This window comes from Streptomyces sp. NPDC048566 (assembly GCF_043199735.1).
Lineage (GTDB): Bacteria > Actinomycetota > Actinomycetes > Streptomycetales > Streptomycetaceae > Streptomyces.
The window spans coordinates 165,551-191,108 of record NZ_JBICWL010000006.1; the positions used below are offsets into that span (position 1 = coordinate 165,551).

Annotated in this window: 26 protein-coding genes; 21 read left to right on the forward strand and 5 right to left on the reverse strand. The window is 73.9% G+C overall.

Features of this window, described 5'->3' with window-relative positions; genetic code table 11:
* The first annotated feature begins 191 nt into the window (after positions 1 to 191).
* The 4 genes from lipB to ACGFS9_RS13195 all read left to right on the forward strand — a co-directional run bounded on the left by lipB (position 192) and on the right by ACGFS9_RS13195 (position 3,380).
* Positions 192 to 995: a lipoyl(octanoyl) transferase LipB gene (lipB, locus tag ACGFS9_RS13180; protein ID WP_393252845.1), complete on the forward strand. Its 804-nt coding sequence runs from the start codon at positions 192 to 194 to the stop codon at positions 993 to 995.
* Positions 996 to 1,122: 127 nt separating this feature from the next.
* Entirely contained in the window at positions 1,123 to 2,088 is a 966-nt protein-coding gene (lipA, locus tag ACGFS9_RS13185) for a lipoyl synthase (RefSeq protein WP_393252847.1), read from the forward strand.
* A gap of 306 nt (positions 2,089 to 2,394) precedes the next feature.
* A complete protein-coding gene (locus ACGFS9_RS13190; protein ID WP_393252849.1) occupies positions 2,395 to 2,592 on the forward strand; it encodes a hypothetical protein in 198 nt (65 codons plus the stop codon).
* Between the two features lie 89 nt (positions 2,593 to 2,681).
* A complete protein-coding gene (locus tag ACGFS9_RS13195; RefSeq protein ID WP_393252850.1) occupies positions 2,682 to 3,380 on the forward strand; it encodes a DUF4191 domain-containing protein in 699 nt (232 codons plus the stop codon).
* 184 nt (positions 3,381 to 3,564) lie between these two features.
* On the opposite strand, the gene ACGFS9_RS13200 is transcribed toward ACGFS9_RS13195, so the two are convergent.
* Positions 3,565 to 4,032, reverse strand: a complete 468-nt coding sequence (locus ACGFS9_RS13200) for an RDD family protein (protein ID WP_393252852.1) — start codon at positions 4,030 to 4,032, stop codon at positions 3,565 to 3,567.
* A 199-nt stretch (positions 4,033 to 4,231) separates the two neighbouring features.
* Here ACGFS9_RS13200 and glnA point away from each other — a divergent pair, with 199 nt between their 5' ends.
* From glnA to ACGFS9_RS13220, 4 genes are all read left to right on the forward strand, one after another.
* Complete coding sequence (gene glnA / locus ACGFS9_RS13205; RefSeq protein ID WP_393252853.1) at positions 4,232 to 5,641, forward strand: type I glutamate--ammonia ligase; 1,410 nt, start codon at positions 4,232 to 4,234, stop codon at positions 5,639 to 5,641.
* Between the two features lie 209 nt (positions 5,642 to 5,850).
* Positions 5,851 to 6,795: a zinc metalloprotease HtpX gene (htpX, locus tag ACGFS9_RS13210; protein ID WP_393252854.1), complete on the forward strand. Its 945-nt coding sequence runs from the start codon at positions 5,851 to 5,853 to the stop codon at positions 6,793 to 6,795.
* Between the two features lie 4 nt (positions 6,796 to 6,799).
* A complete protein-coding gene (locus tag ACGFS9_RS13215) occupies positions 6,800 to 7,384 on the forward strand; it encodes a hypothetical protein (RefSeq protein WP_393252855.1) in 585 nt (194 codons plus the stop codon).
* A 157-nt stretch (positions 7,385 to 7,541) separates the two neighbouring features.
* Entirely contained in the window at positions 7,542 to 8,282 is a 741-nt protein-coding gene (locus ACGFS9_RS13220; RefSeq protein WP_393252856.1) for a DUF1269 domain-containing protein, read from the forward strand.
* Between the two features lie 539 nt (positions 8,283 to 8,821).
* Here ACGFS9_RS13220 and ACGFS9_RS13225 read toward each other — a convergent pair.
* Both ACGFS9_RS13225 and ACGFS9_RS13230 read right to left on the reverse strand, forming a co-directional pair.
* Positions 8,822 to 10,195, reverse strand: a complete 1,374-nt coding sequence (locus ACGFS9_RS13225) for a DUF2252 domain-containing protein (protein ID WP_393253075.1) — start codon at positions 10,193 to 10,195, stop codon at positions 8,822 to 8,824.
* On the reverse strand, positions 10,192 to 10,698 hold the full coding sequence (locus tag ACGFS9_RS13230; RefSeq protein ID WP_393252858.1) for a hypothetical protein: 507 nt from the start codon (positions 10,696 to 10,698) through the stop codon (positions 10,192 to 10,194). Before ACGFS9_RS13230 ends, ACGFS9_RS13225 begins: the two co-directional genes overlap by 4 nt.
* A gap of 185 nt (positions 10,699 to 10,883) precedes the next feature.
* On the opposite strand from ACGFS9_RS13230, the gene ACGFS9_RS13235 reads away from it, so the two are divergent.
* A complete protein-coding gene (locus ACGFS9_RS13235) occupies positions 10,884 to 12,074 on the forward strand; it encodes a winged helix DNA-binding domain-containing protein (protein ID WP_393252859.1) in 1,191 nt (396 codons plus the stop codon).
* Positions 12,075 to 12,181: 107 nt separating this feature from the next.
* Here the strand turns inward: ACGFS9_RS13235 and ACGFS9_RS13240 are convergent, their stop codons facing one another.
* Entirely contained in the window at positions 12,182 to 12,490 is a 309-nt protein-coding gene (locus tag ACGFS9_RS13240) for a hypothetical protein (RefSeq protein ID WP_393252861.1), read from the reverse strand.
* Positions 12,491 to 12,758: 268 nt separating this feature from the next.
* Between ACGFS9_RS13240 and ACGFS9_RS13245 the strand changes: the two genes are divergently transcribed.
* The 7 genes from ACGFS9_RS13245 to ACGFS9_RS13275 all read left to right on the forward strand — a co-directional run bounded on the left by ACGFS9_RS13245 (position 12,759) and on the right by ACGFS9_RS13275 (position 19,338).
* Positions 12,759 to 13,121, forward strand: a complete 363-nt coding sequence (locus ACGFS9_RS13245) for an ArsC/Spx/MgsR family protein (protein WP_393252862.1) — start codon at positions 12,759 to 12,761, stop codon at positions 13,119 to 13,121.
* Positions 13,122 to 13,310: 189 nt separating this feature from the next.
* The gene (locus ACGFS9_RS13250; RefSeq protein ID WP_393252864.1) at positions 13,311 to 13,997 is read left to right on the forward strand and encodes a hypothetical protein; all 687 of its coding nucleotides are present in this window, start codon (positions 13,311 to 13,313) and stop codon (positions 13,995 to 13,997) included.
* A gap of 413 nt (positions 13,998 to 14,410) precedes the next feature.
* Positions 14,411 to 15,439: a glutamine synthetase gene (gene glnII, locus ACGFS9_RS13255; protein ID WP_393252865.1), complete on the forward strand. Its 1,029-nt coding sequence runs from the start codon at positions 14,411 to 14,413 to the stop codon at positions 15,437 to 15,439.
* 105 nt (positions 15,440 to 15,544) lie between these two features.
* Entirely contained in the window at positions 15,545 to 15,667 is a 123-nt protein-coding gene (locus ACGFS9_RS13260) for a hypothetical protein (protein WP_393252867.1), read from the forward strand.
* 116 nt (positions 15,668 to 15,783) lie between these two features.
* Complete coding sequence (locus tag ACGFS9_RS13265; protein ID WP_393252868.1) at positions 15,784 to 16,377, forward strand: winged helix-turn-helix domain-containing protein; 594 nt, start codon at positions 15,784 to 15,786, stop codon at positions 16,375 to 16,377.
* A gap of 109 nt (positions 16,378 to 16,486) precedes the next feature.
* Entirely contained in the window at positions 16,487 to 17,494 is a 1,008-nt protein-coding gene (locus ACGFS9_RS13270) for an NAD-dependent epimerase/dehydratase family protein (protein ID WP_393252870.1), read from the forward strand.
* 308 nt (positions 17,495 to 17,802) lie between these two features.
* Positions 17,803 to 19,338, forward strand: a complete 1,536-nt coding sequence (locus ACGFS9_RS13275; protein WP_393252871.1) for a DUF1996 domain-containing protein — start codon at positions 17,803 to 17,805, stop codon at positions 19,336 to 19,338.
* Between the two features lie 68 nt (positions 19,339 to 19,406).
* Here ACGFS9_RS13275 and ACGFS9_RS13280 read toward each other — a convergent pair whose 3' ends face one another.
* On the reverse strand, positions 19,407 to 19,841 hold the full coding sequence (locus ACGFS9_RS13280) for a hypothetical protein (RefSeq protein WP_393252873.1): 435 nt from the start codon (positions 19,839 to 19,841) through the stop codon (positions 19,407 to 19,409).
* A gap of 158 nt (positions 19,842 to 19,999) precedes the next feature.
* Here ACGFS9_RS13280 and ACGFS9_RS13285 point away from each other — a divergent pair, with 158 nt between their 5' ends.
* The 5 genes from ACGFS9_RS13285 (at position 20,000) to ACGFS9_RS13305 (ending at position 25,521) form a co-directional block, all read left to right on the forward strand.
* Positions 20,000 to 20,509, forward strand: coding sequence for a tetratricopeptide repeat protein (locus tag ACGFS9_RS13285; protein ID WP_393252875.1), 510 nt, complete (start codon positions 20,000 to 20,002; stop codon positions 20,507 to 20,509).
* Between the two features lie 52 nt (positions 20,510 to 20,561).
* A complete protein-coding gene (locus tag ACGFS9_RS13290; protein ID WP_393252877.1) occupies positions 20,562 to 22,490 on the forward strand; it encodes a hypothetical protein in 1,929 nt (642 codons plus the stop codon).
* A gap of 312 nt (positions 22,491 to 22,802) precedes the next feature.
* Positions 22,803 to 23,714 (forward strand): metal-dependent hydrolase, encoded by a 912-nt coding sequence (locus ACGFS9_RS13295; RefSeq protein WP_393252879.1) that lies wholly within the window; start codon positions 22,803 to 22,805, stop codon positions 23,712 to 23,714.
* Complete coding sequence (locus ACGFS9_RS13300; RefSeq protein ID WP_393252881.1) at positions 23,711 to 24,763, forward strand: PDR/VanB family oxidoreductase; 1,053 nt, start codon at positions 23,711 to 23,713, stop codon at positions 24,761 to 24,763. The genes ACGFS9_RS13295 and ACGFS9_RS13300 overlap by 4 nt, the downstream gene beginning before the upstream one ends.
* Before the next feature lie 56 nt (positions 24,764 to 24,819).
* On the forward strand, positions 24,820 to 25,521 hold the full coding sequence (locus ACGFS9_RS13305) for a TetR/AcrR family transcriptional regulator (protein ID WP_393252883.1): 702 nt from the start codon (positions 24,820 to 24,822) through the stop codon (positions 25,519 to 25,521).
* Positions 25,522 to 25,558 lie beyond the last annotated feature (37 nt).

A 25,558-nucleotide genomic window follows, 5' to 3' on the forward strand; every position in this document is an offset into this window, starting at 1 on the left:
AGCGGAGCGTGAGCACGTCATCGCGCGCTTCGCCCTTCGTTCATCCGATCGTGTGAGGATTGACCGTCGGGCTGACGCGGCGCGGACGGACGTACAGTGGCGTAGGCGCGCGACGTACCTGACGAAAGGTTCCTCCGCGGGCCGCGCACGGGGCCGGGCCGGTCCCGGAAGCTTCGAGGGAGGCGCTTGCCGTGAGTGAGTTGCGGTTCGTCCGCAGGGGATTCGGTGCCGAGGCCGTCGAGTACCAGGAGGCGTGGGACGAGCAGCGCCGTCTGCACGCCGCCCGGTTCCTGGACGAGATCCCCGACACCTGTCTGCTCCTGGAGCACCCGCCCGTCTACACCGCGGGCCGGCGCACGGCGGACGGCGAGCGCCCGCTGGACGGCACGCCGGTCATCGACGTGGACCGCGGCGGCAAGATCACCTGGCACGGGCCCGGCCAGCTCGTCGGCTACCCCATCCAGAAGCTCCCGCGCCCGGTGGACGTGGTGGCCCACGTACGCCGCCTGGAAGAGGCGCTGATCCGCACGTGCGCGGAGTTCGGCGTGGAGACCAGCCGGGTCGAGGGCCGCAGCGGCGTGTGGGTCCTCGGCGACGCCAGGGACCCCGCCGACCGCCCCGCGCTCGGGGGGCTCTCCCTCGACTTCGACCCGCGGCTCGCGGACGAGGAGTTCGACCCGCGGCTCGACGGCCCGGAGTACGCGCCCTCCAACGCCGGCCAGCGCCGCGAGGACCGCAAGATCGCCGCGATCGGCATCCGGGTCGCCAAGGGCGTGACCATGCACGGCTTCGCCCTCAACGTGAACCCGGACAACGCCTGGTTCGACCGGATCATCCCCTGCGGCATCCGCGACGCGGGCGTGGCGTCCCTCGCGGGCGAACTCGGCCGCGACGTGACGATCGCCGAGGTCCTGCCGGTGGCCGAGCGCCATCTGCGGGACGTGCTGGAGAACGCCGACCTGCGGCCTCGGGCAGTGGAACGGACTCCGGCCTAGGCCCCGCAGCCGGGGCGTGCCCTCCGGGAATGGACCCCCGTTCCCGAAGGTTGCCCACCTCGGGGGTCGAGAACCGCACGGGCGTACCCTGGTGTACGCCGAAGAATCGAAGCTACAGGGAGCCGATGTGTCCGCAGTCGCACCCGACGGACGCAAGATGCTGCGCCTGGAGGTCCGGAACAGCCAGACCCCCATCGAGCGCAAGCCCGAGTGGATCAAGACCCGGGCGAAAATGGGCCCCGAGTACACGAAGATGCAGGGGCTCGTGAAGAGCGAGGGCCTGCACACGGTCTGCCAGGAGGCGGGCTGCCCCAACATCTACGAGTGCTGGGAAGACCGCGAGGCCACCTTCCTCATCGGCGGCGACCAGTGCACGCGGCGCTGCGACTTCTGCCAGATCGACACCGGCAGGCCCGAGGCGCTGGACCGCGACGAGCCCCGCCGGGTCGGCGAGTCCGTCGTCACGATGGACCTGAACTACGCCACCATCACCGGCGTCGCCCGCGACGACCTGGAGGACGGCGGGGCGTGGCTGTACGCCGAGACCGTCCGGCAGATCCACGCCCAGACGGCGGACCGGGCGGAGGGCCGCACCAAGGTCGAGCTGCTGGCCCCGGACTTCAACGCCGAGCCCGAGCAGCTCGCCGAGGTCTTCTCCTCGCGCCCCGAGGTCTTCGCGCACAACGTCGAGACCGTCCCGCGGATCTTCAAGCGCATCCGTCCGGGCTTCCGCTACGAGCGCTCGCTCAAGGTCATCACCGAGGCCCGCGACGTCGGCCTGGTCACGAAGTCGAACCTGATCCTCGGCATGGGCGAGACCCGCGAGGAGGTCGGCGAGGCGCTCCGGCAGCTGCACGACGCGGGCTGCGAGCTCATCACGATCACGCAGTACCTGCGGCCCTCCGTGCGCCACCACCCCGTCGAGCGCTGGGTCAAGCCGCACGAGTTCGTGGAGCTGAAGGAGGAGGCCGAGCAGATCGGCTTCTCCGGCGTGATGTCCGGCCCGCTGGTCCGGTCCTCGTACCGCGCCGGCCGGCTGTACACGATGGCCATCGAGAAGCGGGGGGCCTACGTCGCCTCCCAGGCGGTCTGACTACGCCGAACGGGGCAGCACCCGGACGAGCGATTCACACGAGGGCGGTGGCACGCGGTGCCACCGCCCTCGTGTGAATCCGGGCACAAGCAACTCACCGTTCACACCGGGGCGTTCACCGCACTCCCGGCCATCTGCGCAGTTGGCGAACCTCTCGGGGACGCGGTGTGGAAACGACCCCCGCCTTCCCGGTTTCACTGGTGTTTGACCGGTCGGTCACGCCCTGGTAACACCAATCAGTGACCCTGGTCTTACACCCCGTACCGTCCCGCACGAGCCGTCGATCCCGAGGGGGGACCTCCCACCATGCAGGCCGCGCCCGTTCGCGCCACCGCGATCCCGTCGTTCACCGATGCACTCCGTGCCGTCGAGTCGCTGCTCATGAGCAGCGGCCAGCGCACGGCCCGCCGCAACGCCTGGACCTCCGTCCTGGAGGACCGCCGCCGCGCCAAGGACCGGGTCGAGGCGCAGCTGGTGCTGGAGTCCTCGCTCACCCGCCGCTGACCCCGCTCCGCCCCGCGGCGGACCCCCGCCGCCCCGCTCGCCCGGTCCTGCCGTCGTAGGCGCCTCGCGGGCCACGTAGACTTCCCTGCATGGCGAGGAAGGAATCCGCAGCGGACGCTGCGAACCCCGGGCGACTCAAGCAGATCGTCCAGACGTACAAGATGACCCGCAGGGCCGACTCGATGATCGGTCTTGTTCTCGCGGCTGTCGGAATGGTCACCTTCGGTGTCATCCTCGCGATCGGCTTCTTGATCGGCCACCCGGTCTATCTCGGCATCCTCGGGCTCCTGCTCGCCTTCCTCGCGACGGCGATCGTCTTCGGGCGCAGGGCCGAGCGGGCCGCCTTCGGGCAGATGGAGGGCCAGCCCGGCGCCGCGGCGGCGGTCCTGGACAACGTCGGCCGGGGCTGGACCACCACCCCGGCGGTGGCGATGAACCGCAGCCAGGACGTGGTGCACCGCGCGGTCGGCAAGGCCGGCATCGTGCTGGTCGCCGAGGGCAACCCGAACCGGGTCAAGAGCCTGCTGGCCGCCGAGAAGAAGAAGATGGCGCGGATCGTCGCGGACGTTCCGGTCCACGACATCCTCGTGGGCACCGGCGAGAACGCGGTACCGCTGAAGAAGCTCCGCACGACGATGCTCAAGCTTCCGCGCGTGCTCACCGGCCCGCAGGTCACCGCGACCAACGACCGGCTGCGCGCGATGGGCGACCTCATGAGCAACATGCCGCTGCCGAAGGGCCCGATGCCCAAGGGCATGCGGATGCCGCGCGGCGGCAAGGGCCGCTGACCCTCCCCCGCGAACCCTGATGCGCCGATGGGGCGCCCGGAGACCTCTCCGGGCGCCCCATCGGCGCATCAGAACCCGCGCGTCGGACCCCGTCCGATCCGTACCGCCTTGCGGCACGCACCCCTGCGGGGCCGCGGCGACGGGACGCGGCGGGCGTCGCGTCGCGGCAGGCGGGTCGTGAGGCTCAGCCGCGGACTTCGATCGTGCGGGCCAGCCGGTCGTGCAGGCCGCGGCCGTCGCGGTCCCAGATCAGCGCCGGCACGGCCACGCAGAGCAGCACGGTGCGCAGCAGCACGCGCAGCGGGTTGAGCCGCCCGCCGCCCTCGGGCACGACCCGCAGGCCGAACAGGCGCTTGCCCGGGGTGAAGCCGACGGTACCGACCGTGAGCACGCCGAGGACGAAGAAGACGAGGAGCGCCCAGTTGCCCGTGGCCTGGTCGTAGCCGTGAGTGACGAGTCCGGAGGCGATCAGCAGGCACAGGCCCCAGTCGACGGCGAGCGCGCCGAGCCGGCGCCCCGGACGGGCGATGGAACCCGGTCCGTGTTCGGGCAGACCGAGCTGTTCGCCCCGGTATCCGAAGTCGGCCCCGGCCTCCTCGGCGGCGGCCCGGGGGCCGGAGAGCCACGATCCGATTGCTTGCCTGTTGTCCACGCCTCCACGGTACTGTGCCCGTTTTGACCTGTGGACAGGAGGGGCCTTCCGGCCCCGGGTCGGTTAACTTGGGCGAAACAAACGGGTCACGCTGGAGAAATCCCCCGTCCTTAAGGTCGGCTCCAGCGTGTGCCACCGCACTGGCAGCACGAACGAACTACCACCCCGGTCCACTGTGGGCGGGAGTAGGAGGAGCTGGATGTTCCAGAACGCCGACGAGGCCAAGAAGTTCATCGCGGACGAGGACGTCAAGTTCGTCGACGTCCGCTTCTGCGACCTGCCGGGTGTGATGCAGCACTTCACGATCCCGGCCGAGGCCTTCGACCCGGCCGAGGAGCTCGCGTTCGACGGGTCCTCCATCCGCGGCTTCCAGGCCATCCACGAGTCCGACATGGCGCTCCGCGCCGACCTGTCCACCGCGCGCGTCGACCCCTTCCGCCGCGACAAGACGGTCAACGTCAACTTCTTCATCCACGACCCGATCACGGGCGAGCAGTACTCGCGCGACCCGCGCAACGTCGCCAAGAAGGCCGAGGCCTACCTCGCGTCGACCGGTATCGCCGACACGGCGTACTTCGGTCCCGAGGCCGAGTTCTACGTCTTCGACAGCGTGCGGTTCCAGACCACCGCGAACGAGTCCTTCTACCACATCGACTCCGAGGCCGGCGCCTGGAACACCGGTGCGACCGAGGACAACCGCGGCTACAAGGTCCGCTACAAGGGCGGCTACTTCCCGACCCCGCCGGTGGACCACTTCGCCGACCTGCGGGCCGAGATCTCCCTGGAGCTGGCCAAGTCCGGCCTCCAGGTCGAGCGCCAGCACCACGAGGTGGGCACCGCCGGCCAGGCCGAGATCAACTACAAGTTCAACACGCTGCTCGCCGCGGCCGACGACCTGATGCTCTTCAAGTACATCGTGAAGAACGTCGCCTGGCGCAACGGCAAGACCGCGACCTTCATGCCGAAGCCGATCTTCGGCGACAACGGCTCGGGCATGCACGTCCACCAGTCGCTGTGGAGCGGCGGCTCCCCGCTGTTCTACGACGAGGCGGGGTACGCGGGCCTCTCGGACACCGCCCGCTACTACATCGGCGGCATCCTCAAGCACGCCCCGTCGCTGCTCGCGTTCACCAACCCGACGGTGAACTCCTACCACCGCCTGGTCCCCGGCTTCGAGGCCCCGGTCAACCTGGTGTACTCGCAGCGCAACCGCTCGGCCGCGATGCGTATCCCGATCACGGGCTCCAACCCGAAGGCCAAGCGCGTCGAGTTCCGCGCGCCCGACTCCTCCGGCAACCCCTACCTCGCCTTCTCCGCCCTGCTCATGGCGGGCCTGGACGGCGTCAAGAACAAGATCGAGCCGGCCGAGCCGATCGACAAGGACCTGTACGAGCTGGCCCCCGAGGAGCACGCGGGCGTCGCCCAGGTCCCGACCTCCCTCCCGGCCGTCCTGGACCGTCTGGAAGCCGACCACGAGTTCCTCCTCGCGGGCGACGTCTTCACGTCCGACCTGATCGAGACGTGGATCGACTACAAGCGCACGAACGAGATCGCGCCGCTCCAGCTGCGCCCGCACCCGCACGAGTTCGAGATGTACTACGACGTGTAAGCCCGTCGCCCCGGCGTACCGGCCGTGCCCTTCCTCCGGGAGGGGCACGGCCTTCGTGCTGTCCGGGGCGAGACGCCGGGGCGGCCGGCGCACATGACGTGCCGCAGGGCGGTTCTTTGCCCGGCCGGGGAACATCGGCCCTCGGCACCACGGGGGCGCGGGCGCACAATGGAGGTGGGACGAGTGCCCTGACTGCGGGGTGATGCGAGATGCGGAGCCGTTTCCACAGCGATCGGCAGCTGACCGTGCGGATGACGGTCACGCTGTTCCTGCTCGGACTGCTGTACGTGGCGTTCGTCGCCGCGCTGGTCGTGCTGCTGAAGTCGTGGGTGCTGGTCGTGGTCGTCGCGGCCGGGCTCCTGATCGCGCAGTACTGGTTCTCGGACCGGATCGCGCTGTGGGCCATGCACGGGCGGATCGTGGAGCGCGAGGAGTACCCGCAGCTGCACGGCGTGGTCGACCGGCTGTGCGCGGTCGCCGACATGCCCAAGCCGCTCGTCGCCGTGTCGGACGTCGACATGCCGAACGCGTTCGCCACCGGCCGCAACCCCGACCACGCGGTGCTCTGCGTGACCACGGGGCTGCTGCGCCGGCTGGAGGCGGACGAGCTGGAGGGCGTCCTCGCGCACGAGCTGTCGCACGTGGCGCACAAGGACGTCGCCGTGATCACCGTGGCGTCCTTCCTCGGTGTGCTGGCGGGCCTGATCGTACGGTTCGCCTTCTACTCGCAGCTGTTCGGCGCCCGCGGCCGCAAGGACCAGAACACCGTCGCGATCTTCGTGGCGGTGATGGCGGTGTCCGCGGCCGTGTACGCGATCAGCTTCGTGCTGATCAGAGCGCTCTCCCGGTACCGGGAACTGGCCGCCGACCGGTCCGCGGCCCTGCTCACCGGCCGGCCCTCCGCGCTGGCGTCCGCCCTCACCAAGGTCACCGGTGAGATCGGCCGCATCCCCACCCGCGACCTGCGGACCGCGCAGGCGTTCAACGCGTTCTACTTCACCCCGGCCCTCGGCCGGGAGCCCGGCATCGCCAACCTCTTCTCCACCCACCCGAGCCTGGAGCAGCGGCTGGAGCAGCTGGCCCGCATCTCCGTGGAGCTGGGCGGGCCCGCGGCGCCGGACCCGATCACCCGCACTCCCGGAGAGGCCGTCTGACCGCATGGGGTTCCTGGACATCCTGCTCGGCCGGAGCAAGCCCGCCGCACCGGACCTCGACCGGCTCTTCGGCCTGCCGTCGGCGGCGGTGACCCTGGAGGCCGCGGCGGGTTTCACCCCGACCGGCACGGGAGCGGTGTGTTTCGCCTCCGCGGAGGGCGCGGCCTTCCTCGAGGCGCAGCGGGAGGCGCAGGCCCTGCTCGACGCGGACAGCGAACGCACGGGGCCGCCGGTCGAGAGCAGCCGGGACGAGTACGGCTACTCCTGGCTCGTCTCCCGGCGCTCCCCCGGCGACCTGCCCGCCCTGGTGAGTGATCTGCACGCGGTCAACAGCGCCCTGGAGGGCACCGGGTTCGGGCCGCAGCTGCTGTGCTCGGTGGCCGCCTTCCAGGACGGCCGGCAGCGCCGCCTCGGACTCGTCTACCTCTACAAGCGCGGGACCTTCTATCCCTTCGCCCCGCTCGGCGGAGCGGGTGAGCGCCGCGACAACGCGCTGGAACTCCAGATCAGGGCGGTACTGGCGGACGACCTGCGCATCGAGGAGGACCTCGGCCGCTGGTTCCCCATCTGGGGGGCGCCGGGGCTGTGACCGGGCGGGACCGGCGGGCCGGGGCGCCGCGGCCGTAGGCCGGTGCCGCTCCCCGGTGCCGACGGGCGCCGGCCCTGGCCCGTCCGGGTTTCTCCCGACTGCACCTCATCGGATATCGCTATAAAGTCGACCGAAATCGACATAAGGGGTATCCCTCATGAGCAACCTGTTCGTCGTCGCCTACAACGACGTCGCCACCGCCAACCAGGTGCGCGACAAGCTGTTCGAGCTCTCGAAGCAGCATCTCGTCGAGCTGGAGGACGCGGTCGTCGTCGAACGGTACGAGGACGGCCGGATCAAGCTGCACCAGGCGGTCAGCCACACGGCCGTGGGCGCGGCGGGCGGGGCGCTGTGGGGCGGCGTGATCGGACTGCTGTTCCTCGCGCCGCTGCTGGGCGCCGCGGTGGGTGCGGCGGCCGGTGCGGCCGGCGGGGCGATGACGGACACCGGAGTGGACGACCGGTTCATGAAGGACCTGAGCCAGAACCTGCGGCCCGGTGCCGCCGCGCTGTTCGTGCTGGTGAAGCAGGCGGCCGGGGACAAGGTCGTCCCCCGGATCGCCGAGTTCGGCGGGCAGTTGGTGCAGACGTCGCTGAGCCAGGAGCAGGAGGACGCGCTGCGCGACGCGGTCGCGGCGGCCCGGTCGCGGGCCGCGGAGCCCGCCGCGGCGCCGGGCGCGGGCGCCCCGGCCGCGTCCGGCGCCCAGCCCGGATCTCCCGCCGGCCCCCCGCCCGCTCCGCCCGCCGGTGGTGCGGGAGGGGGAACCGGCGGCGCGGGCGCGGGCCCGGCGCCGAAGGCGGGGGCCGCCACCCCGCCCAAGCCGGCGCCGCCGAAGCCCGGCCCGCCGAAGCCCGCTCCGCCCTCCCCGGGACCGAGCAGCGCGGCCGCCTCCTCCTGACGGCCCGTCGCCCTCGCCGGCCGGGTGGCCGCCCGCCGGGTGCGACGCTCACGGCACCACACCGCACGCCGCCGTCCGAGACCGGATCATCCGCGTCCCGGACGGCGGCGTCCGGCGTCCACGGGCCGCGGCTCGCTCCCCCGTGGAACACGCGTCCCTCCGGCCCGTCCACCAGGTCGGCTCGGCCTCCGTGACGGGCCCGCAGGCGGTGAGCCGGCGGCCCGGCCGGGCGGACCTGGCCCCGTCGGGCGGCACGGCGGGGTGCGGCGAGGCCGCCGGCCGGCGGACACCGGGCCGCGGAGGCGTCGCCGGAGGACACCGGCCGCCGAGCAGACCGGCCGCGGCGAGACCCAGCGGAGCAGGGGCCGGCAGCGGCGGGCGGCCGACGAGCCCGGCTCCGGAGCGACAGGCCGCGGAACGGCCCGTCGGGGCGGGGCCGCGCGGACGGGGGGTGCGCGGGTTGCCGGCCCCGGGGGCCCCGCCGCCCGGCGGGGCCCCCGGGCGGGGTGCGGCAGCCGCGCCGGCCGGGCGGCCCGGTGTCACACGCCGGGGGCCGCCGGCACGACTCCCGCCATCACGGCCGCGCCGAGCGCCGCGTGGTCGGCGGCCGTGCGCTCGGCGTAGCGCAGCGCGAACGCGGCGAGGGCGCGGTCGAAGGTGTCGGCGCCGCCGAGGTACGCGGCGATGGCGACGCGGTCGCCCGACCGGGCGTGCGCGCGGGCCAGCGCGGTGCCGCACAGCCCGGCGTAGCCGCGCAGGTCCGCGGGGCCCATGCCGGCCACGTCGGCGGAGCCCTTCACGTCGCGCACCTGGCGCCAGTAGAACGCGCGCCCCTCCGGGCCGGTCGTCCAGCCGAGGAAGAGGTCGCCGGCGGCCTGCATGAGCCGCTGCCCGGCGACGACGCGGCGCCCCGGGTGCAGGTAGGGGCCGCTGGGCAGGTGCTCCTCCAGGACGGAGCGTCCCGCCTGCTTGATCTGGAGGAACAACGGGTCGCCGGCGTCCCGTCCGGCCAGCAGCACGAGGAAGCAGCGGGTGCCGACGCTGCCCACGCCGACGACCTTGCGGGCGGCGTCGACGAAGCGGTACCGGTCGAGCAGGAGCCGCCGCTCCTCCGACAGGGTGGAGCGGTAGTCGTGGAAGATCTTGCGGAGCGAGGCCGTGTCGAGCGTGCCGGCCGGTTCCAGCAGCGGCGGGTCGCGGACGATCCGGGGACGTCCGTCCACGGTCTCGACGAGCTTGCCCAGCGCGTGCAGGCTGGTGCGGCGGCGGGCCCGGGTGAGTGTGGCCTCCGCGCGCCGGCGTCCGCGGCCCGAGCGGACCAGCGGCAGCAGCAGGTCGGCGTCGACGTGCTCGTACCAGACGGTGAGTTCGCCCTGCCGGGCCAGGCGGCGCATCGTCTCGCGGTAGTGCCGGGCGACGGCCCGCGCGGCGGCGAAGGCGTGTTCCTCCTTGTGCCCGTTCTCGCGGGCGGCCACGGCCGCGCTGGCCGCGAGCCGCTTGACGTCCCATTCGAAGGGGCCCGGATACGTCTCGTCGAAGTCGGCGAGGTCGAACAGCAGGGGGCGCGCGCGTTCCGGCGACGCGTAGAGGCCGAAGTTCAGCAGGTGGGCGTCGCCGCAGAGCTGGACGGTGAGCCCGGTGTGCGGCTGCGCGGCCAGGTCGGCGGCCATGACGGCGGCTGCGCCGCGCAGGAAGGCCGCCGGTGACGCGGCCATCCGCCCGTAGCGGACGGGCAGCAGCTCCGGGAGCCGGTCGCGCCCCTGGCGCTGGAGCACGCCGACCGGGTCGGGACGGTCGGCGGCGGGGATCCAGGTGCCGTGGGCGGAGCGGGAGACGCGTTTGCGGGCCGCGCGCCCGCGGGCGGCCCGGTCCGCCGGGGTGGCCGTGACGCCGGTGCGGAGCACGGCCGTCAGTGCCGCACGGCGCGGGCGACGGTGGCCTTCACGTCGCCTTCGAGGTCGCGGTTGCTGCGGGCGGTGGCGTCCTTGGAGGCGTTCGCGGCCACGTCGTCCACGGTGAGGACGGTGGTGTCGAGGAGGTTGCCGCCGGTGTCGCGGAAGTCGACCTGCACGACGTAGGAGCGCGTGGACGACGTCGGGTTCGACGCCGTCACGGTGACGGCGGCGCGGCCGTCGGAGCCGGCCTTCGCGGCGCCGTCGGTCCTCACCTCGTCCTTGGCGTCCGTTCCGTCCTTGAACTCCTCGAACCTCCGGCCGGCCTCGGCGGTCGCGGAGGCGAGCGCGTCACCGGCCCGGGTGGCGGCGGACGCGGCCCGGGAGGCGGCCGAGGCGGCCTTGGACGCGGCGCCGGAGGGGCCGCCGTCGTCCGAGCACGCGGTGAGCGACGCGGCCAGCGACACCACCGCGAGCGCGGCCAGGGCGAGCCGGACCGGTCCTCGTGCGCCGTTGGTCTGCATCGCGTCTCCCGTCGTGTTCCCGGTCGGCCTCCGGGTCCGCTCCCCGCGGTGCGTCCCAGTCAAGGCGGCGGCGGCGCCCGCCGCATGCCCGCGGGGGACGAACGGGTGAGAGGGGCCGCGCCGCGGGCGGGGGTCGGGGAGGATGGGCGGCACGAGCACGACCGGGACCGGCGGGAGGCGGCACGGTGGGACGTCCACGGCACATCGGGGTCCCGGAGCGGCGGGCGCGGCTGGCGGTGCGCCACCGGCTCGCGGTGGCGGCGCGGGCGGAGCGCCCCGAGGAGGTGGCCGACTCGCTGGTCGCCCTGCACGGCACCGATCCGGCGACGGTCTACCTGGCGGTGGGCGCCCGGCTCGCGGAGTGCGGGGCGACGGTCGCCGAGACCGAGCGCGCCCTGTACGAGGACCGGACACTCGTGCGGATGCACGGCATGCGGCACACGGTGTTCGTGTTCCCGTCCCCGCTGGCCGCCGTCGTGCACGCCTCGACCGGACTCGACATCGCGGCGAAGGCGCGGGCCGCGCTGGTGAAGGACATGGCCGCCGGGAGCGACGGGAGGCTGACCGGGGACTGGCTCGCCCGGGTCGAGGAGTCCGCGCTCGCCGCGCTGGCCCGCAGGGGCGAGGCCACCGTGGACGAACTCACCCGGGACGAACCGCGGTTGAGGGAGCGGTTCACCTACGCCGCGGGCAAGAGCTACGAGGCCCCGCACACGGTGTCGTCCCGGCTGATGCGGGTGCTGGGCGTCGAGGGCCGGGTGGTGCGGGGGCGCCCGCTCGGTTCCTGGACGTCGAGCCGGTTCCGGTGGGCGGTGGCACCGCCGCACCCCGCGATGCCGCCCGACGAGGCCAGGTCGGACCTGCTGGGCCGCTGGCTGACCGCCTGCGGGCCGGCCACGGAGGCCGACCTGGTGTGGTGGACGGGCTGGAGGGTCGGCGACGTCCGGCGCGCGCTGTCCGCGGTCGACGCGGTGGCCGTGCTGCTCGACGGCGGGGTCACCGGCTACGTGGCGGCCGGTGACGAGGAGCCGGTCGCGGCGCCGGAGCCCTGGGCGGCGCTGCTGCCGGGCCTCGACCCGACGCCGATGAGCCGCCGGGAACGGGACTGGTATCTCGACCCGTCGCTGCGGGGCGCCCTGTTCGACCGCAGCGGGAACATCGGGCCGACGGTGTGGTGGGACGGCCGGGTGATCGGCGGCTGGGCGCAGCGGCCCGACGGGGAGATCGTCTGGCGGCTGATGGACACGGAGGGCGTCGGGCGCGAGGCCCGCGACGCCGTGGCGGCGCAGGCGGAGCGTCTCGGGGAGTGGGTGGGCGCGACCCGCGTCACGCCGCGCTTCCGGACGCCTCTGGAGCGGGAGTTGGCGGCGGGCTGAGGCCCGCGGCGCCCTGGCGGCCCCGGCCCGGCGGTGCGGGCGCTCCGCCCCCGCCGGGTGCCCGCCCCGCCGCCGGGGCCGGTCCGGCGGGTGGGCGGGCGGTCGGGTCAGCGCGTGTACCGCATCAGCGCGCGGACCATGTGACAGGTGGTGGCCGACGGCGGGTGGACGCCGATGCGTTCGGCGGCGCCGCGGATCGTCTCGTCGCGGGCCTGGTTCGGCACGTACACCCCGGAGTCGAGCAGGGCGATGGCCAGGCGCATCGCCTTGAGCCTGCGGTTGTGCGCGACGTACCAGTCGCGGGGGCGGCCCGGCGGCAGCCGGCGCTTCTCCAGGGGTTCGTGACGCAGGTCCGGCCGGACCTGCCTCCGGGCGGTGGACCGGGTGGGCGGCAGATTGAGTGCGGCAGCGGGCACGGGCATCCTCCTGTCGCGTCAGAACCCCTCCGGACCGCCCGGCGGGGCTCTCGAACACTGCTCTCAGTCTACTGCGCGGCACTGACATCGAGGGAGTGCGGAAGACGACTGAAACAGCATGTGGGAACGGTGTTTGATGATCCGTCAGCCCTGTTTCGGATGGGACGCAGGAGGTCGCCATAAATCGAACACCGAGGGGGTTGGGCCGTCGGGCGCGGGCGGTGCTCCGGTCCCACGAGGCGGCGGAGCCTGCCGTAGCGTGTGCGCCATGGAGATCTGGATCAACCCGGCCTGCTCGAAGTGCCGCGGCGCGCTCGGGCTGCTCGACGCGGAGGGTGCGGCCTACACCGTCCGCCACTATCTGGAGGACGTGCCCGGCGAGGACGAGATCCGCGCCGTGCTCGACCGTCTCGGTCTCGAACCCTGGGACATCACCCGGACCCAGGAGGCGGCGGCCGGTGAACTCGGGCTCGCCGCATGGGCGCGCGACGCCGGTTCACGGGACCGGTGGATCGCCGCGCTCGGCGCCCATCCGACGCTGATCCAGCGGCCGATCATCACCGCGGACGACGGGACGGCGGTGGTGGCCCGCACGGACGCGGCGGTGCGGGAGGCGCTGTCCCGGCGCTGAGCGCCCACCGCGGGTGGCGGCGGTCGCCCGCCGGCGGCCGTCCGCGGCCCCGCGCCCGGGCCGGCCGCCCGGGCCGAGCCGCACTCCGCTGTGAGCCAGGTTACGCGGACGTGCCCCGCGGCCTTTGAGCAACTCCGTTCGGCATCCCGTACATAGCGGCGTAACGCTCCCCCCGTACTGGAGGCGCGCATGTCGCGTAGGAGAACACTCGGCACCAGGAAGAAGATCGCCCTGCTGACCGGGGCGGCCGTCGTGGCCGGAGGCGGGGCCTTCGCCCTCGCCGCCACCTCGAACGCCGCGTCGGTGCAGAACGCGCAGACCTCGACGGTCTGCAAGGGCCTGGCCACCGCGCTCGGCAACAACGAGAGGTTCATCGCGGACCAGCGGGCCGCTCCGGACGCGCAGTCGGCGGCCCGGATCACCAACCGCGAGGCCGTCATCGCACAGATCAAGGTGCAGCAGGAGGCGTCCGGGTGCGAGGTCGGGGAGTCGGCTCAGGACTCCCAGACCGCTCCGCAGCCGGGCGGGTCCGCTCCCGCCGAGGCGGCGCCCGCGCCCTCGGCCGCGGACCAGAGCGACCAGGCCGGGACCCCGCCCGCCGGCGACGCGGGCGGCGGCGCCGCGCAGGGGCAGCAGGTCTGCGCCGGATCGACCGTCACGCTCTCCGGCGAGGGCGGCGCGCCCGCGGCCTCCAGCGACCGGTTCCCGGCCGGCACGAAGCTGAAGGTCACCAACCTGGACAACAACAAGTCCACGACGGTGGAGGTCACTTCGGTCTCGGGCAGCTGCGTCCTGCTGAACGACGCGGCCTTCGAACAGGTCCGGGAGCCGGGCAAGTTCCTGATCCGCAAGGCCCGCATCGAGAAGGTGGGGTGACGGCGGTCCGGTAGCGGACGCAACGAGCCCGGGCCCTGTCGCCGGCGGTTCCTCCGGACCGCGGGCGGCAGGGCCCGCGCACGCCCGGGCAACCCGTGCGCAACGGGACGACACCGCCCGTACCGCCGTCACGCCCATCGCATACGAGCCGGCGGCGGCCCGGGCCTTTTGGGGCCGGGCGCGACGGCGGGCGGCGGATCGCGGTCGCGAACACCGGGGCGCCGGCCGCGGGGTGCGGGGCGGGGCGCGTGAGACGGGGCACACACAGGGCGGGTAACACGGGGTTCACCTTCGGGCAACGGCCGGGAAATCGCCGGTTGGCAGGCTGCCGGGCATCCCAGCGGCGTCCCGGTGCCGCAGCGCCGCAGCACCCGCGAAGTGCGCCCCAAGACACACCCCGAAGGATGTGGCCCGTGACCTTCAAGGCTGAGTACATCTGGATCGACGGCACCGAGCCGACGGCCAAGCTCCGTTCCAAGACGAAGATCCTGGGCGACGACGCCAAGGGCGCTCCGCTGCCGATCTGGGGCTTCGACGGTTCCTCCACGAACCAGGCCGAGGGCCACGCCTCCGACCGCGTACTCAAGCCGGTGGCCACCTACCCGGACCCGATCCGCGGCGGCGACGACGTCCTCGTGATGTGCGAGGTCCTGAACATCGACATGACGCCGCACGAGTCCAACACCCGTGCCGCGCTCACCGAGGTCGCCGAGCGGTTCGCCGCCCAGGAGTCGGTGTTCGGCATCGAGCAGGAGTACACGTTCTTCCAGGGCACCCGCCCGCTCGGCTTCCCCGAGGGCGGCTTCCCCGCGGCGCAGGGCGGCTACTACTGCGGCGTCGGCTCGGACGAGATCTTCGGCCGTGACATCGTCGAGGCGCACCTGGAGAACTGCCTGAAGGCCGGCCTCGGCATCTCCGGGATCAACGCCGAGGTCATGCCCGGCCAGTGGGAGTTCCAGGTCGGCCCGCTGTCGCCGCTGGAGGTCTCGGACCAGCTGTGGGTGGCCCGCTGGCTGCTGTACCGCACCGCCGAGGACTTCGGCGTCTCCGCGACGCTGGACCCGAAGCCGGTCAAGGGCGACTGGAACGGCGCGGGCGCGCACACCAACTTCTCCACGAAGGCGATGCGCGAGGGCTACGACGCGATCATCACCGCCTGCGAGTCGCTCGGCGAGGGCTCCAAGCCCATGGACCACGTCAAGAACTACGGCGCCGGCATCGACGACCGCCTGACCGGCCTGCACGAGACCGCCCCGTGGAACGAGTACTCCTACGGCGTCTCCGACCGCGGCGCCTCGGTCCGCATCCCCTGGCAGGTCGAGAAGGACGGCAAGGGCTACATCGAGGACCGGCGCCCCAACGCGAACGTCGACCCGTACGTCGTGACGCGCCTGATCGTCGACACCTGCTGCACCGCGCTGGAGAAGGCCGGCCAGGTCTGATCCCCCCCACCCGTTTCGGGCTTCCGGGTTCCGGCGCCTCGGCGGGGGCGTCCGGTCCGTGGAAAGCGCCTGCCCGTGGGGCGGTTCGTCTGCTTCAATGGCGGCATGGTCGGCTACCGGAGGGGCATCGTGACGGGCCGTCACGACCTCGAACCCTTCTGGCCCTCCCGTCAGCACCACGACTTCGACCGGCTCTGTCGCCGCGCGACGCACGCGCCGGCCCGCTGAAGCCGCTCCGCTCCGGCCCGGCCAGGCGCGCACGACGTACCTCCCCGGCGGCCCGCCCACGCTCGCGCGGCCCCCGGCCCCCCGTCGGACCCCTCGCGCGAAAGAGCTGACCTCTCATGGCGACCACGCGTTCCCTCCCGTCCCCCGCGACGACTCCCGCCCCCGCCTCCCCGGCCGAACCGGGACGGCACCGGCTGCGTGCCGTCGACCGGGACGAGCCGGCCGGCGTCCCCGGCCTCCTGCCGCCGGGCACCACCTGGCTGCCCGCTCCCCCGCACACGCTCCCGGTCCTGCCGGGGCAGCCGCCGATGATCGGTTACCTGGTGCTCGTACCGGCCGACCATCCGTCCGCGCCGCCGGCGGCCGTACCCGGCCCGGTGGCGCCCCCGGCCCCGGCCACCGGCGGCGCGGACGCCGACCCGCTGGTGCGCGTCGGCCCCCTGCGGCGCACCGCCGAGGTCGACGGGCGGCCGCTGGAGCTGACGTACCTGGAGTTCGAGCTGCTCGCGCACCTCGTGCGGCATCCGCACCGGGTGCATACCCGCGACCAGCTGGTGTCCACGGTGTGGGGATACGGGCACGTCGGCGACGGACGGACCGTCGACGTCCACGTCGCGCGCCTGCGCCGCAAGCTCGGAGCCGACCACCGGCACGTCATCCGGACGGTGCGCCGGGTGGGCTACCGGTACGCCCCGCCGGGCGGCCGCTGACCGGGACCGGGCGACGCGGCCCGCTCCGCGACCGTGGCACGCCGCTCCCGGTTCTCCTGTCGGCAGATTCCCGTTCCGCCCGCCGGGCGGGGCGGGCAGAGTCGTCGCCATGACACGGAGACTTCTGGTGCTGGGCGGAACGGAGTTCGTGGGACGCGCCGTCGTGGAGGCGGCACTCGGCCGGGGGTGGGAGGTCACGGTCTTCCACCGCGGCCGGCACGAACCACCGGCCGGGGTGCGGCAGGTGCTCGGCGACCGCACCGCCCCCGGCGGAGCGGACGCGCTCGCCGCGGAGCCGGGCGGCGGCTGGGACCTCGTCGTCGACACCTGGTCGGGGGCGCCTCGCGCGGTCCGGGACGCCGCCCGCCTGCTGGCCGGGCGGGTCTCCCGGTACGTGTACGTGTCGAGCTGCTCCGTGTACGCCTGGCCGCGGGCCGCCGGGGCCGGGGAGGACGCACCCGTGGTGGACGGGGCGTCGCCCGGGGCGGAGGCGACCGACTACGCGCGGGACAAGCGCGGCGGGGAACTGGCCGTGCTGGACGCCTTCGCCGCGCGGGACGCGCTGCTCGTGCGGTGCGGGCTGATCCTCGGTCCGTACGAGAACGTCGGGCGGCTGCCGTGGTGGCTGGAGCGGATCGCCGCGGGCGGTCCGGTCCTCGCGCCGGGACCGCGGGACCTGCCCGTCCAGTACGTCGACGTGCGGGACCTGGCGGAGTGGACGCTCACGGCGGCGGAGGCCGGGCGCGGCGGCGCCTTCGACGTGGTGAGTCCGCGCGGGCACGCCACGATGGGGGCGCTGCTCGACGCGTGCGCCGAGGTCACCGGCGGGCGGGCACGGCTGCGGTGGACCGACCCGGAGGCGGTGCTGGCGGCGGGCATCGAACCGTGGACGCAGTTGCCGGTGTGGGTGCCGCCCGCGAGTGAACTGCACGACGCCCTGCACGCCGTCGACGTCTCCCGGGCGGTCGGCGCGGGACTGCGCTGCCGGCCGGTGCGGGAGACCGTCGCCGACACCTGGGCGTGGCTCCGCTCGCTGGGCGGCGCGGCCCCGCTGCGCCCCGACCGGCCTCCGGTCGGCCTCGACCCGGCGGTGGAGGCCGCGGTCCTGGGCGGGTGAGTTCGCGGCGCGTCCGGCGGGCGCCGGCGGGGGCCCGGGAGCCGGCGGGCGGCACCCTCCCGCCGTGCTCCGCCCGGCGTCAGGACGCCCGCTGAATTCCAGTCAAAAAGCGCCCTCAAACCTTTTCGACGAGATCAACTTCCTTGAATTCGCCGCCTTCTGAGCCCATTGTTCCCGAATTGGGCTTGCGTTGCTCCAGGTTTCTTCCACGGTTTCTGAACACCCCACCCGCACCCCGCGTATGAAGAGGAGCCGCTTCACTCCTGTCGGGCGCCCTCGATGCCCCGCAAGGAAGTCAGAGGAGTTCCATGGGACGCAATATTCGAAAACGCCGCTCGCCGCTGGCCGTCCGGGCCATCGCCGCATCGGCAGCGCTCGCGATCGGCGGGGGCGGACTGGTCTGGGCGAACTTCTACGCCTCTGCCCACGAGGAGAATTCCTCGACCGGCACCACGAAGGCCGCCACCGCCCAGGTGGCCACCATCACCTGCCCCGACGTGGGCCAGCGGCTGACCGACGTGCCGAGCCGCGCCCGGGGAGAGGTCGACGGCGAACTCGCCACGCTGGACCAGCAGATCACCTCGGCCTACCAGCGGCTGGCCACCACCCGGGACGCGCAGACGCGCGACGCGAACTTCGTTCAGAACGCCATCCTCGGGCCGCTGAAGAACAACCGGTCGGTGATCATCGACCGGATCAAGCTGGAGATCAGCCGGGTGGGCGGCAAGGCCCCGTCCTCGCTCGACGGCCTGTCCTCCTGCCAGGGCACGCCCGCCGACCAGACCAACGCCGGGCAGGACAACGGGGGTCAGGGCGGCGGCGGATCGGCCGATCCGGCCCCGTCCGCCTCCGCGGGCGACGGCGGCCAGCAGAACGGCGGGGGCCAGCAGGGCGGCGGCCAGCAGGCCGGCAACGGCGGCCAGGCCGGCAACGGGCCCGTCGCGGCGGACTTCGTGGACATCACCAAGGTCAGGCCGAACGTCCCCCGCAAGGCGCGCACCCGGTCGGGCGGCTCGACGGGCGTGTTCACCTCGTCCTGCGGCGTCAACGCCAACAAGAAGTACAACACCGACAACATCATCGTGGCGCCCGGCGTGACCAACGGCGCGCACCACACCCACGACTACGTCGGCAACCAGTCGAACGACGCCTTCGCGAACAACGACACGTTCGCCGCGGCCCGGACCACCTGTGCGAACCAGGGCGACAAGTCCTCGTACTACTGGCCGGTCGTGCGGATCCAGAACGGCAAGCAGGACTTCGACCAGAACAACGACGGCGGCGGCAAGGAGGGCAACGTCGGCATCATCCAGCAGGCCAGGCAGGCGCAGATCAAGTTCGTGGGCAACCCGCGGAGCAAGGTCGTCGCGATGCCGAAGTTCCTGCGGATCATCACCGGCGACGCGAAGACCACCACCAACGGCCTGGCGAACGCCAACGCCCACTGGAGCTGCACCGGCTTCGAGAGCAAGGTGCAGCTCACCGAGCAGTACCCGATCTGCCCCAGGGGCAGCAGCGTGGTGCGCACCTTCGCCTTCCAGAGCTGCTGGGACGGGGTGAACACCGACAGCGCCAACCACCGCACCCACGTGGCCTTCGCGGACGCCCGGGGCAACTGCTCGGGCGGCTTCAAGGCGATCCCGCAGCTCACGATGCGCCTGGTCTACGACCTGCCGGCGCCGACCGTGCAAAACGGGCAGATCAAGAACGCCTACGCGGTGGACGGGTTCCCCGAGCAGCTGCACAAGGCGGCCACCGACCACGACGACTTCGTCAACGTCTTCGACGAGGGTCTGATGAACAAGGTGGTCAACTGCATCAACAGGGGCCAGCGCTGCAAGTGACCCCGTGAGGAAGCCGGTGGCGGGATCGTCCGCCACCGGCTTTCCCGTGTGCCGCGGGGGCCGGGCCGTCAGCCGCCGTGCTCGTGGTCGCCGTGCCCTCCGTGCGCGATGCCGGCCTCCACGGTGCCGCCGAGCCGGCCGCGCAGCGTCGTGACCGTCTTCCGGTCGCCGATCGCCACCCATTTGGTGCCGACCAAGTACAGGCCGCCGTAGTCCTTGGCCCCGTCGAGCCACTCGCGCTGGCCGCGGTCGGTGGCGAAGGTCGCCAGGATGAACCGGCCGCCGGCGACCTTGCACACGCCCTGGCGGATCTCGTCCGCGTCGGTCTGGATGTCGGGACGGCACTCCACCTCGGCCGCCAGGTTCTCCAGGCTGCCGGTCATCGTGACCGGGACGCTCTCCCGCGCGGTGTCCGCGCCGTCGCCCGATCCGCCGCAGCCGGTCAGCGTCAGCAGCGCGGCCACGGCCGCCCCGGCCAGCAGCCGCTCGCGTGTCAACCTCATACGTCCCTCCGGTGCCTGTCGGCGCTCACGCCGAAGCGAGCCCCCGGCAGGGGCTCAGCCATCGATACGGCCCCGGTCCCCGCGCTGCTCAACGGGAGGCCGTCTTCCCGCGGGGAACCCGATACCGCCGGGCGCACGGCTGTGCGAGGGTGTCCCCCGTGAACGAAGACTGGGAAGCGCGCGCCGAGGCCGCCTGGGCAACTTTCGACAGCTACGAGGAGGACCGGGCCGCGGAGTTCCGCGCGGTGATCGACGCCCTCGTCGCCGAGCTGCCCGACGACAGCCCCCTCGGCCCCTTCGAGCGGGCCTGCGCCTGGGACTCCACGGGGCACTCCGACCGGGCGGTGCCGCTCTACCGTGAGGCGCTGGCCCGCGGGCTCGCCGGATACAAGGGCCGGCGCGCCCGCATCCAGCTCTCCAGTTCGCTGCGCAACATCGGCCGGCCGGAGGAGGGCGTCCAACTGCTCACGCCCGAACTCGTCGCGCCGTCGGACGAGTTGGACGACGCCGTACGGGCCTGCCTCGCGCTCTGCCTCGCCGACCTCGGCCGCGAACGCGAGGGGCTCGCCCTGGTGATCGGCGCGCTGGCCCCGCACCTGCCGCGCTACCAGCGGTCGATGGCGAACTACGCCCGCCTGCTGGTGGAGCCGGGGGAACCGCCGGCCTGAGCGGCACGCCGGGGGCCGGTGACCATCCACCCGTTCGCTCGTTTTGCTGAACGTGCAGTCACAGGATGTAGCCAAGCGCCCCGCACCCGCCTCCGGAGCTGTCGTCGACGTCGCGCAGGCCGAGGCGGCCCTCGTCGAGCACTACCCGCGGCTGGTCCGGCTCGCCTACCTCGTCCTGCCGCCGAGCCTCGGGCGCAACAGGCGGGTCCTCACCGCGCACGCCCTCGCCCAGCGGGCCCTCCCCCGCGGCCGGGCGTCGGGCGACCCGTCGGTCATCCCGGCCCAGCAGAGCGGCTCCGGGCGGGACGGCGATCCGGGATACTCCTTCGTCCGCCTGCGGGTGATCCGGACGGCGCTCGACGCGGGGGCACCGCTCGGCTGGCGGGCGTGGCCCAAGCGGGCCCAACTCCCGCCGCTGCTCCCCCAGGTGCGGGGGCTGCGGCTGTTCCCCCGCTCCGGCGGAGCCGAGGAACTCGCGCTGGACCAGCGGCTGTCGGCGCTCTCCGGGCCGGCCCGCGCCGCCTACGTGCTGCGCGGCCTGGAGAAGCTGGCGGACCCGCAGCTGCGCACGGTGCTGTCGGCGGCCGGTGTCGCGGACCCGGCGGCGGCGCTGCGGGAGGCCGCCGGCGTGCCGCCCGCGGACGCGCTGCTGAACTCCGCCGAGTTCGACCCCTGCTCCCTGCACGCGCGCCCCACCGACCTGATGCGGCGCAGGCAGCACACCCGGGCCGCGCTGGCCGCCGCCGCCGCGCTGGCGGTGTGCGGGGCGCTGGTCGCCCTGCCGGGCGACGGCTGGGGGCCGGACGGCGCGGCGGCCCCCTCCTACGCGCGCAATCCGGCGGCCGAGGCCGCACTCGACCCGGCGCGGCTGGAGCGGGTGGCGCCCGCCGCCTGGGAGTCGTCCGCGCGCACCGACTTCTCGGTGTGGCCGGCGCGCGGCGACCTCGTGCGGGACACCGGGCTGCTGCGCCGGGCGCTGGCGGTGTGGGCGCGGCCCGGGGAGTCCGTCCAGGCGTCGGCCACACCCGGCACACCGTCGGGCGGCCCGGCCGGTCCGCCGCAACTGCTGTACGCGGGGACCGTGGACGAGGCGCGGGTGGTGCTCCTCTACGACGGCCTGCGCATCGCCCGGTACGCGGAACCGAAGGACGGCACGGGCGGGGCGGCGCTCGACTTCGCCCGGGTCGACGGGGCGACGCGGGCCGAGGCGAGCGCGGTGGTGCTGAGCCGCGCCGACGGCAACGTCCGCTATCTGACGGCGCCCTGGGTGAAGAAGGCCGCCGAGCGCGACCTGCTGAAGCCGAACGCGGGCGCGATGGACCTGACCCTGACCGCCGACGGTGCGACCTCGCCGCTGGCGGGCCCGCCGCAGACCGGCGCGTGCACGTCATGGAACGTGCTCCAGGTCTCCGACGGCACGGGCACCCGCCTGCTGAGCGACCTCGGGGAGCTGGTCCCGGCCCACCTCACCTCGGGGCGGCCCGGTGCCCCCGAGGAGGCGTCGGGTGCGGCGAACCTGCGGGGCTGGGCGCCCTACGCGTGCTCCCTGGCCTCGGTGCGCTCGCAGGGCGTGCGGTCGGTGAACGCCTGGCGGTTCGCGGAGCAGGCGCTGCCCGACGCGAGCGGGTCGGCGGCCTGGGTGTGCACCCGCGCCGACACCTGGCGGGGCGGCGGCACCCGGGTGCTGGCCCAGTTCCGGACCCCCGGCGGGACGTACGGGGCGGTCGCGGCGAAGGCCGAGAACTCCCCCGCGTGCGGCCCGCGGGACCCGCACGTCCTCGCGGGGGTGCTGTGGAAGTCGGGTGCGGGGTCCTGGTACCTCCTCGCGGCCGGGACGCGGGACACGGCGTCGGTCACGGCGAGCGGCGGGGTGACCGGCTCGGCGCGCGGACCGGTCCTGGCGGTACGGGCCGAACAGGGGGCCCAGGCCCGGTTGAAGGGGACCCTGAAGGACGGCCGGAGCGTCGCGGGGCTGCGCTGAGCCAGTGCCGTGGCCGGAGGTTCGCCGGACGGCTCGCGGCGTCCGGTGCGGTGCAGCGCACGGCGATGCACCGCACGGCGGAGCGTCGCCCGCTACGGGAGGTACTCGGGTGACGCGGCACCGCGGCGAGCGGCCGTGCCGGGCGTCGCGCGCCGGTGAACCCTTCCGGCCAGGGCACCGGACGACCGCGGCGCGGCCGGCCTCCTCGGGCGGGGTGGCCGGCCGCGCCGCACCCCGGCACTGTTGACAGTTTCGTAAACAAGTCCGCGCAGAGGGGTTCTCCGCGCGCCTACCCGTCAGTACATTGACGCCATGTCCAACACGCAGGCCCGGCCGGTCGAGTCCGAGCGGACGTCGCTCAAGGCGCGGAAGGTGTCGTTCTCCTGGGACGGCACGCCGCTGCACTGGGTGCCGGACGACCCGTTCGCCACCCACACCATCAACGTCCTGCACCTGCTGCTGCCCGCGGGTGAGCGCTGGTTCGTGCACGTCTACCGGCAGGCCCTGCCGCTCGTCCGCGACGAGCGGCTGCGCGCCGACGTCATCGGGTTCATCGGCCAGGAGGCGATGCACGCGCAGGCGCACGACGAGGTGCTCCCGCACCTCCGGCGGCTGGGCCTCGACCCGACGCCGTACACCGCACAGGTCGACTGGCTGTTCGAGAAGCTGCTCGGCGACCGGACGCTGCCACCGGGCAGGGCCCGACGGTGGTGGCTGCTGGAGCGGGTCGCCCTGATCGCGGCCATCGAGCACTACACCGCCTTCCTCGGCGACTGGGTCCTGAACGCGACCGAACTGGACCGGCGCGGCGCCGACCCGACCATGCTGGACCTGCTGCGCTGGCACGGCGCGGAGGAGGTCGAGCACCGCTCGGTCGCCTTCGAGCTGTTCCAGCACCTCGACGGCGGCTACCGGCGGCGCGCCCGCACCTGGGCGACCGCGTTCACCGCGCTCGTCTTCCTCTGGCAGCGCGGTGTGCGGTTCTTCATGGAGAACGACCCGACCCTGGCGGACGGCCGCGCGACGTTCAAGGACTTCCACGTCCGCGGCCGGTGCGGGGTGCTGCCCTCGACCGGGGACATGCTCCGCTCGATCCCCCGCTATCTGAGCCGCTCCTACCACCCCTCCCAGGAGGGCTCCACCGAACAGGCCGTGGCCTACCTGGCGTCCTCGCCGGCCGCCGTGGCGGCCTCGCTCGCCGAGAAGGAGGCGGGTGCCGCGTGACGCCCCGGCTGCGGACCGCCCTCGCGGTCGCGGGCACGGCCCTGCTGGTCCGGCGCGGGCTGCGCCGCCGGATCGCGGCGTCGCCGCTGTGGCCGCTGCCCGCGCTGGAGGAACCGGTCTCGGGCCGTCCCCGCACCCGGGCGCTGCGTCTGCGGGTCGCCCGGTACGAGCGGATCGCCGACGGTGTGGTCCTGCTGCGCCTGGAGGGGACGGACCTGCCGTCCTGGGAGCCCGGCGCCCATCTGGACCTGGTGCTGCCCTCGGGGCTCGTGCGGCAGTACTCGCTGTGCGGCGACCCCGCGGACGGCACGTCGTACACCGTCGCGACGCGCCTGGTCGAGGACGGCCGGGGCGGCTCGCGGGAGGTCCACGAACACGTCCGGGAGGGCACCGAGGTGGAGGTGCGCGGCCCGCGCAACCGCTTCCCGCTGGTGGACGCCCCGGCCTACGTGTTCGTCGCCGGCGGGATCGGCATCACCCCCGTCCTGCCGATGCTGCGGAGCGTGCGCGACCGCGCCGACTGGCGGCTGCTGTACGGCGGCCGGACGCGCGCCTCGATGCCGTTCCTGGACGAGATCGGGAAGCTCGACGGCGCCCGGGTGAGCGTCGTCGCCGAGGACGAGGACGGACGGCCCGACCTGGACGCGCTGCTCCGGGACCTGCCCGAGGGCACGGCCGTCTACTGCTGCGGCCCCGACGGGCTGACGGAGGCCGTGGCCGCCCGTGTCCCCGGGCACGCCACGTTCCACCTGGAGCGCTTCTCGGCCCGTCCCGCGCGTACGGGGGACGGTGCCTTCGAGGTGGAACTGCGGCGCAGCGGGCGGACGGTGACCGTGCCCGCCGACTCCACGGTCCTCGCCGCCGTCCGCTCCGTGGCCCCCGACACCCTGTACTCGTGCGAGCAGGGGTTCTGCGGGACCTGCCAACAGCGCGTCCTGGAGGGGGAGATCGAGCACCGCGACGAGCTGCTGACGGACGCGGAGCGTGACGACTCCATGCTGATCTGTGTGTCCCGCGCGCGAGGGGAGCGCATCGTGCTGGACCTGTGAGCGCCGGCGAGCGGACCGGCCCGTTCCGGGCCGGATCCGGTCGGTAAGGTGTTCGCATGACAACCGGTGTGCGCCGCAGGATGGGTGTCGAGGAGCGACGGCAGCAGTTGATCGGCGTCGCCCTCGAACTGTTCAGCCGGCGCTCGCCCGACGAGGTCTCCATCGACGAGATAGCCTCCGCCGCCGGCATCTCCCGGCCACTCGTCTACCACTACTTCCCCGGCAAACTCAGCCTGTACGAGGCCGCCTTGCAGCGGGCCGCGGACGATCTGGCGGGCCGCTTCGTGGAGCCCCACGAAGGCCCCCTCGGGGCGCGGTTGCTGCGCGTGATGCGCCGCTTCTTCGACTTCGTGGACGACCACGGGCCCGGTTTCGCCGCGCTGATGCGCGGCGGCCCGGCCGTCGGCTCGTCCACCACCAACGCCCTGGTCGACTCGGTCCGGCAGGCCGCCTACCTCCAGGTGCTGTCCCACCTCGACGTGCGGGAGCCGCCGGCCCGGCTGGAGCTGGTGATCCGGTCCTGGATCTCGCTCGTGGAGTCGACCGCGCTGATCTGGCTGGACGGGCGGCGGATCGAACGCGGCGAGCTGGAGGTCCAGCTGGTGCACGACTTCGCGGCACTGGCGGCGGTGAGCGCCGCCTACGACGACGAGGTGGCCGCGCTGCTGCGCCGGGGCGTGGCGGGCGAGCCGGGCGACGGGCCGTTCAGCGACCTGGCCGTGCGGCTCATCGCCCTGGCCGGCCCGCCCGCGCCGTAGCGCCGCGGGCGAGCGGTCCGCGCGACGCGGTCACCGC

Coding starts and splice junctions, on each gene's coding strand:
- ACGFS9_RS13220 (WP_393252856.1), top strand. CDS start 7,542: ATGAGCAACCTGTTCGTCGTCGCCTACAACGACGTCGCCACCGCCAAC.
- ACGFS9_RS13230 (WP_393252858.1), bottom strand. CDS start 10,698: ATGCAGACCAACGGCGCACGAGGACCGGTCCGGCTCGCCCTGGCCGCG.
- ACGFS9_RS13265 (WP_393252868.1), top strand. CDS start 15,784: ATGGCGACCACGCGTTCCCTCCCGTCCCCCGCGACGACTCCCGCCCCC.
- ACGFS9_RS13280 (WP_393252873.1), bottom strand. CDS start 19,841: ATGAGGTTGACACGCGAGCGGCTGCTGGCCGGGGCGGCCGTGGCCGCG.
- ACGFS9_RS13305 (WP_393252883.1), top strand. CDS start 24,820: ATGACAACCGGTGTGCGCCGCAGGATGGGTGTCGAGGAGCGACGGCAG.
- ACGFS9_RS13245 (WP_393252862.1), top strand. CDS start 12,759: ATGGAGATCTGGATCAACCCGGCCTGCTCGAAGTGCCGCGGCGCGCTC.
- ACGFS9_RS13270 (WP_393252870.1), top strand. CDS start 16,487: ATGACACGGAGACTTCTGGTGCTGGGCGGAACGGAGTTCGTGGGACGC.
- ACGFS9_RS13250 (WP_393252864.1), top strand. CDS start 13,311: ATGTCGCGTAGGAGAACACTCGGCACCAGGAAGAAGATCGCCCTGCTG.
- ACGFS9_RS13260 (WP_393252867.1), top strand. CDS start 15,545: ATGGTCGGCTACCGGAGGGGCATCGTGACGGGCCGTCACGACCTCGAA.
- ACGFS9_RS13190 (WP_393252849.1), top strand. CDS start 2,395: ATGCAGGCCGCGCCCGTTCGCGCCACCGCGATCCCGTCGTTCACCGAT.
- ACGFS9_RS13275 (WP_393252871.1), top strand. CDS start 17,803: ATGGGACGCAATATTCGAAAACGCCGCTCGCCGCTGGCCGTCCGGGCC.
- htpX (WP_393252854.1), top strand. CDS start 5,851: ATGCGGAGCCGTTTCCACAGCGATCGGCAGCTGACCGTGCGGATGACG.
- ACGFS9_RS13195 (WP_393252850.1), top strand. CDS start 2,682: ATGGCGAGGAAGGAATCCGCAGCGGACGCTGCGAACCCCGGGCGACTC.
- ACGFS9_RS13215 (WP_393252855.1), top strand. CDS start 6,800: ATGGGGTTCCTGGACATCCTGCTCGGCCGGAGCAAGCCCGCCGCACCG.
- ACGFS9_RS13295 (WP_393252879.1), top strand. CDS start 22,803: ATGTCCAACACGCAGGCCCGGCCGGTCGAGTCCGAGCGGACGTCGCTC.
- glnA (WP_393252853.1), top strand. CDS start 4,232: ATGTTCCAGAACGCCGACGAGGCCAAGAAGTTCATCGCGGACGAGGAC.